The 17,602-nt window shown below is 39.1% G+C and carries 19 protein-coding genes; 5 read left to right on the forward strand and 14 right to left on the reverse strand.

The annotated features are described in order from the left end of the window. The 11 genes from CP947_RS08745 to CP947_RS10820 form a co-directional block, all read right to left on the reverse strand. On the reverse strand, nucleotides 1–1,194 hold the full coding sequence (locus tag CP947_RS08745; protein ID WP_096712822.1) for a glycosyltransferase: 1,194 nt from the start codon (nucleotides 1,192–1,194) through the stop codon (nucleotides 1–3). Between the two features lie 27 nt (nucleotides 1,195–1,221). Then, on the reverse strand, nucleotides 1,222–1,734 hold the full coding sequence (locus CP947_RS08750) for a class I SAM-dependent methyltransferase (RefSeq protein WP_096712823.1): 513 nt from the start codon (nucleotides 1,732–1,734) through the stop codon (nucleotides 1,222–1,224). Nucleotides 1,735–1,738: 4 nt separating this feature from the next. Beyond that, entirely contained in the window at nucleotides 1,739–2,833 is a 1,095-nt protein-coding gene (locus tag CP947_RS08755) for a glycosyltransferase (protein ID WP_165868966.1), read from the reverse strand. Between the two features lie 174 nt (nucleotides 2,834–3,007). After that, entirely contained in the window at nucleotides 3,008–4,138 is a 1,131-nt protein-coding gene (locus tag CP947_RS08760) for a glycosyltransferase family 4 protein (protein ID WP_096712825.1), read from the reverse strand. Nucleotides 4,139–4,205: 67 nt separating this feature from the next. Continuing rightward, nucleotides 4,206–5,204: an NAD-dependent epimerase/dehydratase family protein gene (locus CP947_RS08765; protein WP_096712826.1), complete on the reverse strand. Its 999-nt coding sequence runs from the start codon at nucleotides 5,202–5,204 to the stop codon at nucleotides 4,206–4,208. Nucleotides 5,205–5,209: 5 nt separating this feature from the next. Continuing rightward, nucleotides 5,210–6,148: an NAD-dependent epimerase/dehydratase family protein gene (locus CP947_RS08770; RefSeq protein WP_096712827.1), complete on the reverse strand. Its 939-nt coding sequence runs from the start codon at nucleotides 6,146–6,148 to the stop codon at nucleotides 5,210–5,212. A 31-nt stretch (nucleotides 6,149–6,179) separates the two neighbouring features. Next, nucleotides 6,180–7,244 carry a non-hydrolyzing UDP-N-acetylglucosamine 2-epimerase gene (gene wecB, locus CP947_RS08775; protein ID WP_096712828.1) on the reverse strand — a complete coding sequence of 355 codons (1,065 nt, stop codon included), beginning with the start codon at nucleotides 7,242–7,244 and terminating at the stop codon, nucleotides 6,180–6,182. 29 nt (nucleotides 7,245–7,273) lie between these two features. Beyond that, entirely contained in the window at nucleotides 7,274–8,161 is an 888-nt protein-coding gene (locus tag CP947_RS08780) for a glycosyltransferase family 2 protein (RefSeq protein ID WP_341539137.1), read from the reverse strand. Nucleotides 8,162–8,520: 359 nt separating this feature from the next. Continuing rightward, a complete protein-coding gene (locus CP947_RS08790) occupies nucleotides 8,521–9,450 on the reverse strand; it encodes a hypothetical protein (protein ID WP_096712830.1) in 930 nt (309 codons plus the stop codon). 3 nt (nucleotides 9,451–9,453) lie between these two features. Continuing rightward, nucleotides 9,454–13,464, reverse strand: a complete 4,011-nt coding sequence (locus CP947_RS08795; RefSeq protein WP_132130901.1) for a hypothetical protein — start codon at nucleotides 13,462–13,464, stop codon at nucleotides 9,454–9,456. Between the two features lie 31 nt (nucleotides 13,465–13,495). Continuing rightward, nucleotides 13,496–13,690 carry a hypothetical protein gene (locus CP947_RS10820; RefSeq protein ID WP_243641571.1) on the reverse strand — a complete coding sequence of 65 codons (195 nt, stop codon included), beginning with the start codon at nucleotides 13,688–13,690 and terminating at the stop codon, nucleotides 13,496–13,498. Here CP947_RS10820 and CP947_RS08800 point away from each other — a divergent pair. The 5 genes from CP947_RS08800 to CP947_RS08820 all read left to right on the forward strand — a co-directional run bounded on the left by CP947_RS08800 (nucleotide 13,622) and on the right by CP947_RS08820 (nucleotide 16,200). Next, the gene (locus CP947_RS08800) at nucleotides 13,622–14,476 is read left to right on the forward strand and encodes a GDP-mannose 4,6-dehydratase (RefSeq protein WP_243641556.1); all 855 of its coding nucleotides are present in this window, start codon (nucleotides 13,622–13,624) and stop codon (nucleotides 14,474–14,476) included. The two genes, CP947_RS10820 and CP947_RS08800, sit on opposite strands and share 69 nt — an antisense overlap. A gap of 197 nt (nucleotides 14,477–14,673) precedes the next feature. Then, nucleotides 14,674–15,171 carry a hypothetical protein gene (locus tag CP947_RS08805; protein ID WP_096712833.1) on the forward strand — a complete coding sequence of 166 codons (498 nt, stop codon included), beginning with the start codon at nucleotides 14,674–14,676 and terminating at the stop codon, nucleotides 15,169–15,171. Then, a complete protein-coding gene (locus tag CP947_RS08810; RefSeq protein ID WP_096712834.1) occupies nucleotides 15,164–15,739 on the forward strand; it encodes a hypothetical protein in 576 nt (191 codons plus the stop codon). Before CP947_RS08805 ends, CP947_RS08810 begins: the two co-directional genes overlap by 8 nt. Then, entirely contained in the window at nucleotides 15,726–16,010 is a 285-nt protein-coding gene (locus tag CP947_RS08815) for a type II toxin-antitoxin system HicA family toxin (RefSeq protein ID WP_096712835.1), read from the forward strand. Before CP947_RS08810 ends, CP947_RS08815 begins: the two co-directional genes overlap by 14 nt. A gap of 1 nt (nucleotide 16,011) precedes the next feature. Continuing rightward, complete coding sequence (locus tag CP947_RS08820) at nucleotides 16,012–16,200, forward strand: DUF433 domain-containing protein (RefSeq protein WP_096712836.1); 189 nt, start codon at nucleotides 16,012–16,014, stop codon at nucleotides 16,198–16,200. Nucleotides 16,201–16,202: 2 nt separating this feature from the next. Here CP947_RS08820 and CP947_RS11070 read toward each other — a convergent pair whose 3' ends face one another. From CP947_RS11070 to CP947_RS10595, 3 genes are all read right to left on the reverse strand, one after another. Continuing rightward, on the reverse strand, nucleotides 16,203–16,391 hold the full coding sequence (locus CP947_RS11070; protein WP_096712841.1) for a type II toxin-antitoxin system RelE family toxin: 189 nt from the start codon (nucleotides 16,389–16,391) through the stop codon (nucleotides 16,203–16,205). A 64-nt stretch (nucleotides 16,392–16,455) separates the two neighbouring features. After that, nucleotides 16,456–16,659, reverse strand: coding sequence for a hypothetical protein (locus CP947_RS08830; protein WP_096712837.1), 204 nt, complete (start codon nucleotides 16,657–16,659; stop codon nucleotides 16,456–16,458). Nucleotides 16,660–16,993: 334 nt separating this feature from the next. After that, nucleotides 16,994–17,143, reverse strand: a complete 150-nt coding sequence (locus tag CP947_RS10595) for a hypothetical protein (protein WP_164909087.1) — start codon at nucleotides 17,141–17,143, stop codon at nucleotides 16,994–16,996. Between the last annotated feature and the right edge of the window lie 459 nt (nucleotides 17,144–17,602).

Here is a 17,602-nt window from a genome sequence, read left to right on the forward strand (position 1 = left end):
TTACACCTTTAATTGATTGAAATTATTGTTTTCATAAACTTTTTCTACTTTTGACGCAATTTGCTTCCATGTCAAGTTATCTTCGATGTAAGCTTTACCTCTTTCAACCATTTTTAGTGCTTCTTCAGGGTTTTCAATAGCATTTTTCATATTTTCTTTTAATTCTCTCACATTTCCATATTTTACTAAATATCCACAATTAGCATCCCTTATTAATTCTCCACACCCACAATCATCTGCCACAATTACTGGTGTTCCACTCAAAATCGCTTCAAATGGCACCAAACCAAATATTTCTAATGTAGCGGGGTATACTACTACATCTGCATCAACATATGCTGATATTTTATCGTCATCATTTACATATCCAATTATTTCGACTTTATTATTCAAACCCAACATATTTACCAATATTTTCATTTCTGTCATGTATCCATCATCATTACCTATTATTACTAAAACCGCATTATTTGTTTCTTTTTCAAATTCAAAGAACGATTGTATCAAATAATCGATGCCTTTTCTTTTATGGATACGGCCCAAAAACAGTATCATATACTTCTTATTTATATTATATTTGTATCGAAATTTTCCCTTTACTGGCAAAGTTTCAAACATCTCAGTATTAATACCATTAGGGATTTTTATAATTTGACTTTTATTGATTTGACTGTGTTGATATTGGCACATTTCTGCGTCTGAAAGAGCAATAATTTTTTGTGCATTCCTTAATATTTTATGGCTAAAAAAGAAATTATATGCTCCAATCAAGCCTTTTTTTTGGCAAACCTTTGGAACAGACCCATGTGTTGTAAGAATGTATGGCATTTTATGATATTTGCAATATTTAGCTGTCATAACAGCTTGGAATGAAATGAGGTCTTGCAAATGAACAATGTCGTATTCATTTAAGTTTTCTTTTAAATATGTTGATATTTTTGGAGATATGTAGATTCCTTTTTTCCAAGCTAAATTATCACTAATATATTTAAATCTAAAAATCCGAATCCCTTCTACATATTCAGGATTATTGCCTGCGACATATCGATTGTTAGGTTCATATAAGTCTGTAGTTAGCATAGTAACTTCATGGCCATGCTTTACCAATTGTTTTGATAATTCATATACAACTCTGGCACACCCTCCTGTTGCCCACGCGAAAGGTGGTGTGGAAACGATCTGTAATATTTTCATATAACTCCCCCTGCTTGTATAGGTTTATTATTTATAGCTATAATTGTTTCTTTTTATACCTTTTACATGAAGGCAGTTTGGAATAAATGGAATTCCTTTATAGCCATCTCTGATTCGTTTTATTTGTGTAATTCCTTGTTTTTCGAGAAGATTCTTTAGTAATTTATATGAAAACCCAGATTTATGATAATTTGCAGAGTAGTCTTGTCCTCCATAGATATTTTGTATATTTCCCCATGATGGTTTTAAAGCAAAAAGTAATGACCTTGCCCGGAGGTCTGGACAGAGAATTTCTAAAGTACCTTCTGGTTTTAGTATTCTCGTCCATTCGCTCAGTACGTTATCAACTTCACAGTGTGAAAAATGTTCAATTACATGACTGCTACAAACATAATCAAAACAATCATTTTTGAAAGGCATGTCATGGGCATCACCAATAATGTTGGTTTCTTTTGTTTTTCTGATATCGATTCCAATAGAATCCTTCATCTTTTTCTCGTCTCCAGGACCGATTTCACAAATTCTTAATTTTTGACTCATATCTTCAACCCAACAGTTCCTTAAAATATTTTGGCCAATTTATTTCTGAAAATTCATTATTGAAATAAATTCTACAATTTTTAGACATCATGTCTAAATTATCTTTTATGAAAAGGGCACCTTTGATCCACTCTTTTATATCTGAATTATTATCTACAAGATATCCTGTTTTTAGATGAGAAACTGTTTCTGACAGTCCTTCAATATTGCTTGATAGGACAGGTGTGCCATACATATAAGAAGTTAGCACTACTGAACTTTGTGTTGCAATCTTGTAAGGTGTGATTGTCATGATACTTTGTCGGAGATAATTGGCAATTTCTTCATCACTAATCTTTTCTTTATGATATACTTTCAAATTTTTCCATTTGTAATACCGAGAATCAGTTATTTGTAAACGTGAAATTAATATAAAGTTTAGCTTTAAATTGTGTTGTCGTGAATATTCAGCGATTTTTAAAAATATTTCTGGACCTTTGGCGGCTACTGGCGGTCCTATAAATGTAATATATTTTCGATTGCCTATACTGTTGGAATCATTACCTAAATCTTCGTATATAAGAGGAATATATTTTTTTTCGCCTAGGAATTTTGGGTAACGTTTTTTAAAAAGTTGCATAGCTTTTACTGAAGACATCACAGCAATATTAGTTTTCTCCAGTGCTTTTTCTTGAGCATACTCAAATAAATATAGCCAGTATGGCTTAAAACCCTCGTATGCCTGCTTATTTTCAACATAAGGTTCATGGACGTGTTGTATGAAAGTAACTTTATACTTTTGTGATAATTTCGCAACTTTATAATTAAGGAAAGGATGGAAATTATGCATGTAAACAAAATCTGGTTTTTCCTTTAGGAAGATTTTGTTCAACTTTTGTTTATGTTTAATATTTAATCCATCTATTATGGTAGATATGATATTTTTTGAATTGCCAACAAATACGGCTTTTTTCTTTATTTCTTCGGGTAGCATCCATTTATACTCTTCACTGAATAGGTATGTGACTGAATGGCCGCGTTTTTCACTTTGTTTGCCAAGTGCACAACAATGTGATTTATAGATTGGACTATATTGCAAACTTCCGATGATTATATTCATGTTATCACTAAATATTTTTAGATCAAAGGTGTTAATAATTTTATACTCATAGCAACACGGTGGATGTTTAAACATTTAATTATGGATGCATAGATTCTCTAATATATATTCATAGAAAAAAATATTATTCATAAGATTCATATTCTTTTCAAAAAATATTCTCCCATTTCTCCCCTATTTTTCTTGCATACTTTTGTTTTTCTTAAGAAACAATACTATATTTTTAAAATAATCTATATTGTTGGGTTCCACAACACAGCCACATTGAGATTCATTGATAATATTAGCAGATTCTGTATCCTTATTGACAATTGCAATTACTGGCTTTTTACTGGCCATTAAATTGATAGTTTTTCCAGGTAAGCAAGGTGCTTTCATTCTTTCGTCTAGTAATATTAAGGATACATCTGAAGAATTAATTATGTTAAAATATTCTTCTCGTTCCTGAAAAGGTAATAATTCTACATTGTAGATTTTTTCTGTTTCAATTCTATTTTTGAGATGTTCTTTACTCATTCCATCACCTACAATGTAAAATATAATGTCACGATAATCAACCAATAATTTTGCAACATCAAGAATGTCATCAATTTTTTGAAATGGAGATAAAATTCCTGCATAGGATATCAGACATTTGTCTTTTATTCCTTTCTTTATTTTAAAATCTTTTTTGATAGCATAGTTATCAATATCTGTAACTAAAGTACCATTATAAATATGAGTTATTTTATCAGGATCTCCCCCTCTGTTTACAACATAATCAACTCCTCCCTCTGACAATACAGTAATATGATCTGCATTTTTATAAGCAGCTCTTTCTATATGTTCCATTATTTTAATTAACAGAGGATTTTTTAAAATTCCTACATCAGTAAGCTCTTGAGGATGAAAATCCTGGAAGTTTAGAACTGAAGGGGTACCATCATATTTTTTTATCTTTTTTGCCAAGTAATATAAGGGTAAAGGAGGAATGTACATTAGGCAAGCGTCAAATTTTTTCTCCATTTTTTTATAGTGATTGAAATAATAATATGGGATATAGAAATGCTCAAAACCCCTTACAACTATATTATCTCTATTTGAGGGATGCTTGCAACGATGAACATTAATACCTTCAAGAGATTCATTGATAGGGAAACTGGTACCCACATCTTTTTCATGTAGATTATATTCTCTTGGATAAGAGGTCAGGACATCCACTTCATGACCTCTTTTTACAAATGCCTTTGCAAGATCATAATAAACATGAGCAGCGCTTCCAATTTCAGGAACGAAGTTCGCTACAACCATAAGAATTTTCATCATATCGTACCTTGAATTATAAATAACTTATATTTAGTTTCTACTAATGGTTTTATGAGAGTGTGAATCATTAAAATTCAGCACTCTTTTGAATATTGTCCCAGTTATTTTCAAACCAATTGTGAACATGTTCAAGACCATCTTTAAATTTCATCTGTGGTTCATAATCAAGTGTATTATTGGCTTTATCTACACAGGAAAGTAATTTGGTTTTAACATCCCAATTTCTACGCTCTTTATATATAATGCCGGCTTCATTGCCGGTCAGGTCATTGACAATGTTTGCCATTTCTATAACTTGATGGTCCTTTCCTGAACCAAGGTTGAAGGCTTCTCCTATTGCTTTTTCTTCTACTCCCATAGCAACTAAGCCATTCACAATATCTCCCACATAGGTCCAGTCTCTTGTTTCGGCTCCTTCTCCGGTAATTGGAAGAGGTATTCCATTCATTGCCCAGTAGAAGAAATTCGGAATTACATTTCTGTATCTTCCGGGCACTTCTCCTGGTCCATAAGAATTAAAGAAACGGGCATTGACAATTGGAAGATCGTACAGATTCTGGAAATAGTTTGTATATAATTCGCCAAGCAATTTGGTGACCTGATATGGTGTATGAAGATTTATGGAAACATCATGCTCTTCAAAAGGCATCTTTGATTCTAGTCCATAGACCCCACAACCGGAGGAAGAATATACAAACCTTTCTACATCCACAAGTTGGGCATACTGGAGAACTTTCAGGATTCCAAGCCCATTGACATTGAGATCCTTTTCCGGATTGTCAACAGAATTCTGGTTTGCAAAATGAGCTGCCAGGTGGAATACATAATCGGGCTGTTCTTTGAATACCCTTTTCAGCATTTCATCATCAAGAATATCTCCCTCTATAAAATTCACGTTATCTGCTTTTGGGATATTCCATTCATAGGATGATGAGAGATCATCTAGAATAATAACTTTCTCAGCACCCATTTCCGAAAGTTTTCGGCAAAGATTTCCTCCAACTGCTCCTGCCCCGCCTGTAACGAGTATAGTACTTCCTTTGTAATCTGCAGAATAATCACGCATGCTATTCACTCCAACCTGTAATAATCTTTCATCCATTCAACTGTTTTCTTAATTCCTTCTTCTGGAGATACTTTTGGATCATGATTGAGGTCTCTGATCGCTTTTGAGCAATCAATTGTCTTTACTTTGGTCGTAAATTGTTCTGCTTCTTCATAATTTACAATCGAATCATCTATCCCAACTGCATCAAGGATTATATCTGAATAAGTTTTGATATCCTTTTCCCACTCAGGCCTTCCAGCAACATTGTAAGCCTCTCCAGGAATGAAGTTATCAACAATATTGGCCCAGGTGTTACAGGAATCTTCTACAAAATCGATAATTCTTTTGTGACCTTTATACACAGTATAGGGCTTGTTGAAAAGAGCATGATAAATGAATTTCGGGATAAATCCTCTGTAAGGTGTATAATGCTCGTGTGGTCCATAACAGTTAACAGGTCTGACACGCACAGTTTCTGTACCAAACATCTTGGCAGAGTTCATGCACATTAATTCGCCTGCCCATTTGGTGATGGCGTAATCGTTCATCTGATAGGTATCTTTTATAGGATTATTTGTCATTACATCCTCAGACATTTTTCCATTGTAATCACCATATACCTCTGCACTGGAATAGAAGATCATACGGAAATCCAATTTTTCCTGTAATCTGAGTATGTTCTTGGTGCCAATCATATTGGTCTGCCAGAGATTTTCATAATAATCTTCTCCGTTCCAGCGACCATACTCTGCAGCTAAATGATAAACATAATCAAAATTGTTATTCTCAAATACATTTTCAAGTTGCCGATAATTACGAACATCTGCTCGAATGTAATCATTGCGTCTAGTATTATAAAGATCAACAGCAAGTACGTTATGTCCTCTGCTTTGCAATTCATTGACAAGGTTTGTTCCAATGAATCCTGCCCCTCCAGTTACCAGAATATTCTGAGTTTCCATTTTAATTCCTCATAAATCAATTTGATTAATATTATGTACATATACTTACGATTTTTTCAGCGGCTTTTCCATCACCATAAGGATTTTCCCAGTTACTGTTTCTCGAAAGCATTTCAGTAGTACATCTAAGAATTTCAGACGAATCCACGCCTGCCAATACATTAGACTTCACATTTAATGTTTCTGGACGCTCTGTATTTTCTCTTAATGTTACACAAGGTACTCCCAAAATACATGTTTCTTCTTGAATTCCACCCGAGTCGGTAAGTACAATTTTTGCATTTGCTTCGAGCTGTAAAAATTCAAGAAAACCCTGTGGCTTTATTGTATTGATGCCTTCCATGGATAAGCCAAATTTCTGTATCATCTTTTCAGTTCTTGGATGTATAGGAAATACAATTGGAACTGAAAATTCTTCTTTAACTAATTTTAAACCGCTGAGAATATTTGCCAATCGATTTTTGCTGTCCACGTTTTCGGCTCGATGGCTTGTTACAAGTACATAATTTTTAGGAGATAAACCAAATCCGTCCAATACGTTTGTTTTTTTAGAAGCAATTTTCAGATTTTGCTGCACTGCATCTACGATGGTGTTACCTGTAACAAAGACTTTATTTGCATCAATATTTTCCTTTAACAATTGTTTTTTTGAGATTTCAGTAGGTGCAAATAAATAATCAGCAATATGGTCTGAAACGACACGGTTAATTTCTTCTGGCATTGTTCTATCAAAACTTCTAAGACCAGCCTCTACATGACCCACTTTTATGTTTAGTTTTGAGGCGGTTAGACTCCCTGCAAGAACAGTATTTGTGTCACCTTGAACAATAATCATTTCGGGTTTTTCTTCTAACAGGATATTTTCAATACCTTCCATAATTTTTCCAGTTTGAGCAGCATGGGTGCCGGAACCCACATCCAGATTATACAGGGGTTGTGGGAGATTTAGCATGTCAAAAAAGATTTTATCCATCTCATAAGAATAATGTTGACCTGTATGTAAGACAAAATGATCAATATTGTTTTTTTCACAATACCTGATAATCGGGGACATTTTAATGATTTCAGGCCGCGTTCCAAGAATTATTCCTATCATGTTTAACACCCTATAGATATAATATGAATTTATGCAACCTCTAATCTTCTCATCATCCGTGCAATCGCATGCAATATTATCCCAGTAAACGTCATGAACATCCCCAAGATGGTCAGTAACATCATCAGCAAAGTAGGCCCAAAACTTAAAGGTTCTCCATGGTAGAACTCCTGCAGGAATTTCAGGCCCATGAATAATCCCGTTCCCGCCATAAGTGCTCCAGGGAGAGTGAAATAATACAGGGGCCTTCTGAATTCCATGTCTTTTAAGATAGCAATTAAAACCCCAACTCCGTGACTTACCGGGTTCTGGGTCGATGAATCTTCTACATCATAACTGCAGTTTACCTGGACCTCTTCATATCGAAGGTTGTTGTCTGCAATCTCCATGAGGATCTCTGAGCCTGCAGACATGGAATCGCTGTTGATTCTTATGTTCTGGATGGCTTTTTTACCGTAGGCCCTGAATCCACACTGGGAATCAGTGACATTCATGCCACCCACTGTATTGGTTGCAAGATCAAGAACTTTCATTCCTACTTTACGGTAGACTGGAATCCCTTCTGAAGTACCATCTATGAAACGGGATCCAAGCACGACATCAACACCTCTTTCAAGAGGTTTGAGCAATTTGGGAATTTCAGCAGGGTCATGCTGGCCATCCGAATCGATGATGACCATTCGTTTTGCATTGAGACTACGTGCCGTTTCAAAGCAACTTTTTATTGCCGCACCATACCCCATGTTTTTTGGATGCTGGACAACATATGCACCGGCGGATTCTGCCACTTCGGCTGTATTGTCACTGCTTCCATCATCAATTACAAGGACAGTATCCACATATTTCTTACAATCCACTACTATATCATGAATGGATTTGGCTTCATTGTAAGCGGGCATTGCAGCTATGGTTGGCATAATTAGTGCCTCCATTCTGCCACAAGGAGCACCATACTTCCAATGGCAATCTCCTCATCAAGTGCCGGCAGGATAGCAGCCACTGTGGTCAGAAAATCACCGCTATTGTATTAAATGAAACTATGTTAATATATATCACCTTGTGAAATATTATTTGAGGGATAGAACGCATCCTATATAATTATTATGACATACATATCATCAATAGTATAAAATTGCTTGGCTAGCCGAATTCTGATATCCGATACGTTCTGAAATACATATATACACCAAATATAATTCATCCTTTTTGAAACAGAAGCACCAAACCCAACACCAATAAATAAAAGCATACCGGAAGTTCTCCCTCCCGGCATACATTACTTCCCCTTAAACCTCGCAGCACACAAAAGCCCAATCACCACAAGAACGGCTCCAAAACCGGGCAGAAAACTTGCCTCTTCCTCCTGCTCAGGACCAACCGGGCTTTCATCCTCAGGGATATCCTCCTCATCACCTGGAGATACAGTGCCATCCCCGTCACCTGCAGATACAGTATCCTCTGTAAGCGAAGTATCAGTAACTATTGTAGCAGAACCTGTACCTCCGCCTCCCGTACCTGCGGACACACCATCCTCCTGGTCATCTGCAGATTCTACAACCTGTATGAGAACACTCCGATCACTTGCAGCACCCCTCTCATCCTCGGCTGTTACATTGATCAGATGCATACCTTCATCAAGACTGGCATAAAGGGATGTACCATTGCCAATAATTCCGCTGACATTGGATATCCATGCAACACTGAAAGAATGACTTTCCGGATCAGACACGTTTGCCGAGAACAGAATATCCTCATCCAGAGCATACACACCATCTTCCGTCGGAGAAATAATCTCAATCAGGGGTGGATCATTGATCTGTCCGTCAAAATACTGGGTACTGCTTTGAACCAGGGTCCAGCCTCCATCCAGATCTGCAAAAATATCATACCTGAGATAATGCAAACCATCCGTATCAGTAACAAACAGCATGGTATAATTCACCAGATTCTCTCCCTTTTCAAGCCCAAACTCATGGGTTGCATTTCCAATGAGTTTATTTTCTGGATTATAGATCATCAGCTGTAGCTGTGCCGGTGTTTCCTGATTTGCATCAATCTCCAGATCAACCGTGATATTGTCTCCCGAGAAATAGGTATCATCTGAGGCCAGCGAAAACGAAGGCGTCAGAAAAATCAAAATAAAAGAGGTTAATAGAAGCAGCCTCGCCGCTCTAAAAACCCCTTCTCTGTTAAAAATCATCTGCATGATTTACTCACCTCCTTGTCCCGGTCCAACCTGTGCAGCCTTCACGATCAGGTCAAACCCGTGTATGTCTAACAGATATTGCCCGGTCGCATCTCCATACATAATCTCATACCGATACACTCCAGAGAGTACATTGGGCACCTCAAAATCAATCGTGGTATTGCCTGCAATATATCCATTGTAATCCAGCCCTGGACCTGTCAAGGCCAGATTATCGGCACGGCTCACATTGACATTCATCACCACAGTCTCTCCTGCCTCATACGCCTGTCTCTCTGTACTAATCCTGAGCCCGTTCACATCCCTACTGTCATGGATGTAATCCGAATTAATATACAGCGAGCGTCCTGAATCCTCGTCACCTTCAGGTGCATCCAGATAGACACTGATAAACACCTTGTTATCGGTCTGAGGGATCGGGATATCCACGGTAAAGGTATTGGTACTGTTCTTATCCACCGTAAACTCGTGCACATTATCAAGATCAAAATACTTGACCCTGCTATAGAGATCCAGGGGATAATTACCATTATTCTTGACCTGCATGGTAAGGGTTGCATTTTCTCCGGGCAGATAGGCTCTCTTATCCAGCCAGGAGTTGACCGTCACATTGGCCCCTTCCAGATAGAACCTGCTTTCGGTCAGGTTGTCTTCTGCAAGCCCGTAGTACAACGGATAATAACCTTCTGCAAGATCATCCGGTGCCTTGAAAGAAAACGAGAAGTTATGGCTGTCCCCTGAGGCAATCCAGGAAGTCAATGTATCCTCATATATTCCCGGAACATCCAGATACATATCCGCCATTGCGCCAATAGATCCTTTATTCGAGACCGTGAAATTGTATTTGAGTATTTCACCCGGCTGCACGTTTTGTTTATTCAAAGAAGGTGCAACCGTAAATTCAGGTGCCTGTATTGTGAAAGTCGAATTTACAACTTGGATTGTTTCCTGGCTCTCAAGCAATTGTGCCTGCAATGTGTAATTGCCGGGCGTGAGTTCCGGCAGGGATATATTGTGCCCGATACTGGTGTTTTCCAGTGCAGAGAGATTGACCTGCTCAGCGGATTCATAGAAATCCGTAATTATCTCAACAGTCCCGTTAAAGGGAAGCAGGGATTGTTTATTGCTTAGATTTACCATGAAACTGAGATTACCTGAGACAACCTCCGGCTTCCCAAGTTCAAATCCTGTGGTCTGGCACACCTGGAAAGCAACTTTTTCAAATTCAACCGGGATCTGGCCCGTTGTATCTGCACTCAAATTATAATCTCCTGCAGCCAGATCAAAGACCAGGACATCGTCCACACTCTGGTTTATACCCAATATGTAGGATTTGTGCAGATGTGTCGTATCATTTACCGAAAACGAGACATTGAAATCGGTTTTGTATTGCCCGGTATTGGTGACATTAACCGGTATCTCCACCGTACCCGGTCTGTAGATGGCCTGGCATTGGGTATCTATATGCGCCCGTTCACCGAACTCAATGTCTTCTGTCAATCTGGTATTGATATCTCCCGTAAATTCGGCCACAACGGTAGTGTTGCTCAAAACCGTTGTATTCAATGCCAGATACTTCGAAGTACCCGGCGCCAGGATTAAATCAAACTCCTCCTCGATACTGAGATTTGTTACAGTGACACCCGTCTTGGCCGATACATTGCCCGGATTGTTTGCAAAGAGTTCCACGGTGAAAGGTTTACTGCTTACAACCTCCGGTACATTCATACTGACCTCAATTTGCGGACTTTCCACCACGATATCCCTGCTAACAACATCATCTCCCACACTTACATTCAGGGTGTGATTACCTGCAGGTAGATTGGAAACCGGGATCTCGAATTTGTGGCTAACTCCAGATTCAATATTCAGATTTTGCTTTCCAATCTCATTTTCATCTATAGAAGATACAAGTTCGCTTTCAAACGTGGCTGGTGCATTGTTTGAGACACGGACTGTGGCGTTGATCGGCTCATCAGGTCTGTAATATTCCTTTGCCGTGGACAGGGCAACGGATACGTCCCTTTCATAGACATCAACCGACGTTTTGGCTTGATCGGTTATCTGTTTTAAATCGGTTACAGCCTCAACTTCAAAGGTCAGTTGTCCGCTTCTGTCTGAGATATAGGTATCCTGCCATGTGCCTTCAGCGGAGAAGTCTGCAAACTGCACGGTTTTATCCATGACAAGTTGTCTTCCCTGCCCGCTCAGGGAAGTAATCCAGCCTCCGAATTCATCGTGTTCATCAAATTCGTAGATTTCATTGTGACCAGATTGACCGTATACCAGTACATTCTCATCAGCGCTTTCTATTCCATCTATCCAGGCATCTTCCACTATCATATCTCCGGTGTATTTGTTCCAGGTTTGCTCATCGAAGATGTATAGCCAGTCTGCAACGGCATATAGAGTTTCACCCGCACTGGCTAATCCCCATGTACCTTCCAGACTTTCTTCGGGACCTGAAGTTTCCTCAGTTGCAGGATTATATCTATAAAGCTCTGACCCACCAGTCTTGAGCACCCAGTAAATTCCCTGATTGTACTCAAATTCAAGACCATTCCAATCAGTAAGTCCCGTCTCATAAGTTAGGACTTTATCGGACATGTAATTGTATTCATGGATCGTGCCTGACGAATCAATAACAGCAACTATTTCTTCAAAAACCGTGATATCTTCTGGATCGCTTATATCCGGGCTATTGATGCTCGCTGTGCTCAATCCATCAGAGATACTGTATACCGAGACACCTCCGCCACCAAAGGCCCATATATCCCCGTTGTGGCCTTCAATCAATGAAACGCTGGATTCGTTATAGTCACTGTTTGATTCATTGAATATCGATATATCTCCTGTATTTTTATCAATACCGATCAGCTCGCCATCCGAGGCAATCCAGATATGGTCTGCGGTGAGCGTTACATCGTCTTGCCAATTTTCAACCGGCACTTCGATTTCAGTCCAGTCTCGAGATGAAATATCGTATATATTGAGCACGTTGTAATTTAGATTTACAATAACATCACTATCTCCTCTTAGTGGGTATGGACTAAAATTGGTTTCCAGAATAAATTCCCCGGACGAGCCCATATCCTCCTGCAGGTATGCCTTGATGTATGCATCTCCCTGGGGCAATGTACCGCTGTGGTTCAAATGCACCTCATAATTGATGGTATCGTCCTCGAGATATTTTGTATTTGAAGTCTCGATATGTGGCTCAATGGTTATCCCATCTATCGTTAGTGATTGAGAGGTGGAATTACTCAAACCACTGGATTGATCTTTAACTTCCACAAACAAAACGTAATGGCCTGACATAATACCTTCAGGGATACCGAACGTCAAATTCACAGAACCGCTGGATGCATTGTGCACCTCTGGAGGAGATGTGGCGATTGTGTTATCCTGCCCGTCAAAGAGGCTCATTATAAAACTGCCATTCTCAATATTTGAGATATTGGCAGTTACCCCTATTGAGTCGCCCTGGAGATATTCAGCAGCATCCAGAGTCATTTCAAAGCTTGCGTCCGGGATATAGATTGATACTCTCTTACTATCTGTTGCACCCAGTTGATCTGTCAGTTCAAAAACGAATGTATACGTGCCACTGGCCTGATCGGAGGGTACTTCCAGTTCTAATAATCCAGTTTCCCCGGGAGCAATTGCAGACAGTTGTCCGCTGGAACCTTCAATAAGACTGTATCCATCATAGATGCTAAGTTCATAATCTCCCGACAGAGCAATAGTTCCTGTATTCGAAACATTTGCTGTGAGGTTTTGTCCGGGTTTTACGGTTTGGGGTTGCAGTTCAAGACTGTATTCCAGACCTGATACTGGGATCGATTTTGAAAATGTCAGGACACGTTCGCTATTTGCTTCTTCACAGAGCACATACAGACCAAACGTTGCTGTGGACAGGTTTTCGGGAAGGGTGTATGTAAGCACCGATTGCTCCCCGACATTAACTGCCGTCTGCTGGGTTCCAAGATCATTGTTACCCAAATGAACTGTCACATTGGACCGGGCGTCAATGGCTCCTGTATTATCAATGGTAAGATCTAATGTATCCCCTGCACATACATAAAATTAATATCCAAACAGCCGCCATCAAATATCCATGCACTCCCAAACAATCCTCATCACCGGCGGCCTCGGCCAGGTCGGCTCGTATCTGACCGACCGCTTCTGCACTGACAACAAGATAATCGTCCTGGACAATACTTCTTCTCCCTGCCGACATGAAGTACCCGCAGGGGTACAGCTGGTAGTCGGGGATATTCAGGGTCCGGAAGCGGTGCGGCTGGTCGAGCAGACCGATGTCGTCATCCATACCGCCGCCCAGATAGATGTCAACCGTTCCATGGAACAACCAATGTTTGACTGTGAGAACAATATCCTAGGTACTCTCAACTTGCTCGAGGCAGCCCGCCAGACCAACTTAAAACGCTTCGTCTATTTCAGCTCCGCCGCAGTCTACGGCGACACCATATACACTCCCATCGATGAAAACCATCCCACACAACCCCTCTCTCCCTACGGAGTCAGCAAACTCACAGGGGAACAATACGCTCTGATGTATCACCGCGCCTTCAACCTCCCCGTTTCAGTGCTGCGCCCCTTTAACATCTATAGTCCCCGCCAGGACCCTTCTAATCCCTATTCCGGCGTCATCACCAAATTCATGGAGAAGGTCAAAGCCGGGCAGTCACCGATAATCTTTGGTGACGGAGAACAGACCCGTGATTTTATCTCCGTACACGACATCGTGGATTTGGTAGAACTGCTGGTTGAAAAGGACGAAGCCATCGGCAAAGTTTTCAATGCCGGTACTGGCAAACAAACTTCAGTCAACAGGCTGGCTGAAATTGTACAAAACGTCTTTGACAGTAACCTGCCATTAGAATACCAAGACGCCCGAACCGGTGACATCCGCCACAGTGTAGCCGATATAAGCGCTGCAAGAACACTGGGATTTACCCCGCAAGTTTCCCTGGAAGAGGGGCTGGCCGAATTTGCGGGGGAATGAGGCAAAGCCAGTACCCTTCTTTCTTTGGGGAAGTGCAGCATACATATATATCAAAATGGCTATATATCATGGCAATGACTTTTACGAGAAAGGGGTGAATCCATGACATTTCCTTAATCGGAGCAAATATTGTTCTTTTAGCCAAAAACCATAATCCTTCAATCGTCTCCAGGGATTGGTTGTCGCAGAGAGGAATTTTGACAGACAGCATTAAATCTTTTACACACACCCCTGCCTTATCAGTTGTGGAAACCGAACGTTTCTCCTTTTTCGTAGATCCTGACCGCCTTCAACTGGGGATAAAAAAGAATTTTATTAAAGAGGTAAACTCTCTTTGTGAAAAAATCCTGTCATACGTTCGCTATCTTCCTGAAACGCCATACAAAGCAGTTGGATTCAACTTTGGATATGAGCTAGAATATGAAACCTCCATCTTACAGAAGATATATTGTCCCGGCGACAAGCTTGAATCTCTGTTTTCGGAAAATTTCCAGCTTGGCGGTATAATCAAATACGAATTCAGTGGGTTCACAGTAAAGTTAATTATCCAGCCGGATATTAATGAAAAAATAAAGGCCGATTTCAATTTTCATTATGGACTAAATGATAATTCAGATATTGAGAACATAATAAAAATGCATGGTGAAGCAATGGCTGAATCCCGAAGAGTGCTGGAGGAGTTAGTCAATGAGTGAAACGTACCTGCCTTCCCCGGGTTCAACAGAAAGTCTTGATCCAGACACTGTTCTAAAAATGTATGATTCAATGGATATGCTGGGCCGGTCCGAATCACAGAGTCTGCATAATACCGATTTTGTATTTCAGGAACCGAATTCAGCCGATTCTCCAATAATAATTGAGAAAGCCCTTGCATATGGCAATATCTATAAATCGACGTGGAGGCAGGTCAGTTCATCTTTGAATATTGAAGAAGACCTATTCGCTTCTCAGCCAAGCCCTATATTATTCAATGAAATAGAATGGGATAATCACAAATTCAAACTCCTCAGGCCGCTTGGATTGGATATCAATTTTGTTGATGAGTTATGGGAAGGGGAAAACAGAGATCTGGATATATTCCTTGTTGCATCTGATATGGACGAGCTAATAGCCTCCTTCCGGGAAGAATTTTTTGTTATATGGGAAGTCTATTCCAGGGAGCCGGATTCCAATCTTACCACAAAAGCACAGCAGATAAAAGAAAATCTTCTCAAACTTGTAACTGAAGTAGAGATTGATGGTGTTACAGGTGGCTGTTTTTAAACCCCGGGATATTGAAAAAGCTCTTTTATCAAAAGGCTTTCAGGTTGAACATACCCACCACGAATATTTCTGGCTCTACTATAATGGAAAAAGGACTCATATCAAGACCCGTATCAGCCATGGGAAAAAAGAATATGGACCAAGCCTGATATCTGCAATTAAAAAGCAACTCAAATTACAATCAAAACAACAAATTGAAGATTTGCTCAATTGTCCAATGTCCGAAGAAGATTATATCGAGTTGTTACGGTCAAACGGTGAAGTGGATTAATATGCCCTCCAATGATAGGATAACGATCAGTCACGAAATCTGCGCAGGCAAACCTGTAATCAAAGGGACCAGGATATCGGTAGATTTTGTCATTGAACTTCTGGGAAATAACTGGACATACGATGATATTCTGGAAAATTATCCCCAACTTGATAAAGAAGACATCCTTGCAGCATTAAAAAGATATTAATTTCAGTATACCCTCGAACGTTTGTGGATTTTGATAATTCCAATTAAGTTGTCCTTATAGTTAACTTCATATAATATTCGATAATTTCCAACCCGGACCCTATACAGTTTTTCGTTATACCCTATTACAGTTTTAGAATCATGTAATATGGGGTGATGTTTCAGTTTTTCAATTTTTTCAACATTCTGGATAGATCGGTGTTGTCAAGGGACCTTAAGAATTTGGCAGCCTGCCTGGAATAATTTATATCAAACATTATAATCCTAATTCTTTTTTTAGTTCCTCGTGGGAGATAAGTGTACCAGCCCTCTTCTCAGACCTGTATTGATTCAAAGACAGATTGTCATCTTCCGTCATAATTGAATCTATATCTATCATATGACTTTTGATGAAATCAAGATCTTCCCTTATTGCTTTTAATTCATGCACAATCTCTACAGAGTCGATCACTTCTGACATAATTGAAAATTGGTTTGTGATTATTTAAATATATCTCTTTTTAGGTACTACACCCCACTCTAAAATCATTCTCACTGAAACAATTAGTAAAAAAGTGTAGTCGTGTAGTCTTTTTCTTATAATCTTTGAATGAACGTGCATAATAGTTGGCATAGTCTATTAGATAATCTTTATCGATATAATCTTCTTCTATGACAACGGTGTTTGCATTCAGATATCCAGATATCTTAACAGATAGCTGCTGGGGTCTGATGTACCCATTATATCAAAGAGTTGATCGCCTGTCGATGAAAATGGGTACACTTTCATACATGCCCTCAGAAAAAGTGTATGGTTAAATAGTAATTGGCTTTAAGAGATCTTCTACGTCTATATGGGTCAACTCTTTTTTTAATTCATTTTGTTGTGAAGCCCGGTTTTTCAATCTCTGTTTGAAGTTTTCAATAAGGCGCTGTTTTTCTTGTGGTGTGGGATAATTACTCACTAAATATACCTCCTCTCATGAATCATAAAAATTTATGGGGCCACACTTCAGTAATCCAATATTGAAATGGTTCTTATATATATTTTTTGAAAGGAAACCACTCCGTCTGCAATGTATGCCATAAGTACAAATTTCTATCCAATGTAATTGAATACATCAATATTATATCGATGAGAGGGCATTATCTCCTATATTCCCGGAAAAATCAGATTTACACACCCTCCTCTAATAATCGGACATGCCTGCACATACATAAAATCAATACTCCAACAGTCACCATCAATAGCGTGGCCGACATCAGCGCTGCAAAAACACTGGGTTTTGTCCCGCAAGTTTCCCTGGAGGACGGGCTGTCGGAGTTTGTGGGGGAGTGAAAATAACAATATTAATTTGTTTCAAGCCATTTGTCCCTGGCGATTTTGGCCTGCTTAAGAATTCTTTTTAGTAAAGCCACACCAA

The organism is Methanohalophilus euhalobius (genome assembly GCF_900215215.1).
GTDB classification, from domain to species: Archaea; Halobacteriota; Methanosarcinia; order Methanosarcinales; family Methanosarcinaceae; genus Methanohalophilus; species Methanohalophilus euhalobius.

Coding starts and splice junctions, on each gene's coding strand:
- CP947_RS08745 (WP_096712822.1), bottom strand. CDS start 1,194: ATGAAAATATTACAGATCGTTTCCACACCACCTTTCGCGTGGGCAACA.
- CP947_RS08750 (WP_096712823.1), bottom strand. CDS start 1,734: ATGAGTCAAAAATTAAGAATTTGTGAAATCGGTCCTGGAGACGAGAAA.
- CP947_RS08755 (WP_165868966.1), bottom strand. CDS start 2,833: ATGAATATAATCATCGGAAGTTTGCAATATAGTCCAATCTATAAATCA.
- CP947_RS08760 (WP_096712825.1), bottom strand. CDS start 4,138: ATGATGAAAATTCTTATGGTTGTAGCGAACTTCGTTCCTGAAATTGGA.
- CP947_RS08765 (WP_096712826.1), bottom strand. CDS start 5,204: ATGCGTGATTATTCTGCAGATTACAAAGGAAGTACTATACTCGTTACA.
- CP947_RS08770 (WP_096712827.1), bottom strand. CDS start 6,148: ATGGAAACTCAGAATATTCTGGTAACTGGAGGGGCAGGATTCATTGGA.
- wecB (WP_096712828.1), bottom strand. CDS start 7,244: ATGATAGGAATAATTCTTGGAACGCGGCCTGAAATCATTAAAATGTCC.
- CP947_RS08780 (WP_341539137.1), bottom strand. CDS start 8,161: ATGCCAACCATAGCTGCAATGCCCGCTTACAATGAAGCCAAATCCATT.
- CP947_RS08790 (WP_096712830.1), bottom strand. CDS start 9,450: ATGCAGATGATTTTTAACAGAGAAGGGGTTTTTAGAGCGGCGAGGCTG.
- CP947_RS10820 (WP_243641571.1), bottom strand. CDS start 13,690: ATGTCGGCAGGGAGAAGAAGTATTGTCCAGGACGATTATCTTGTTGTC.
- CP947_RS08810 (WP_096712834.1), top strand. CDS start 15,164: ATGAGTGAAACGTACCTGCCTTCCCCGGGTTCAACAGAAAGTCTTGAT.
- CP947_RS08820 (WP_096712836.1), top strand. CDS start 16,012: ATGCCCTCCAATGATAGGATAACGATCAGTCACGAAATCTGCGCAGGC.
- CP947_RS08830 (WP_096712837.1), bottom strand. CDS start 16,659: ATGTCAGAAGTGATCGACTCTGTAGAGATTGTGCATGAATTAAAAGCA.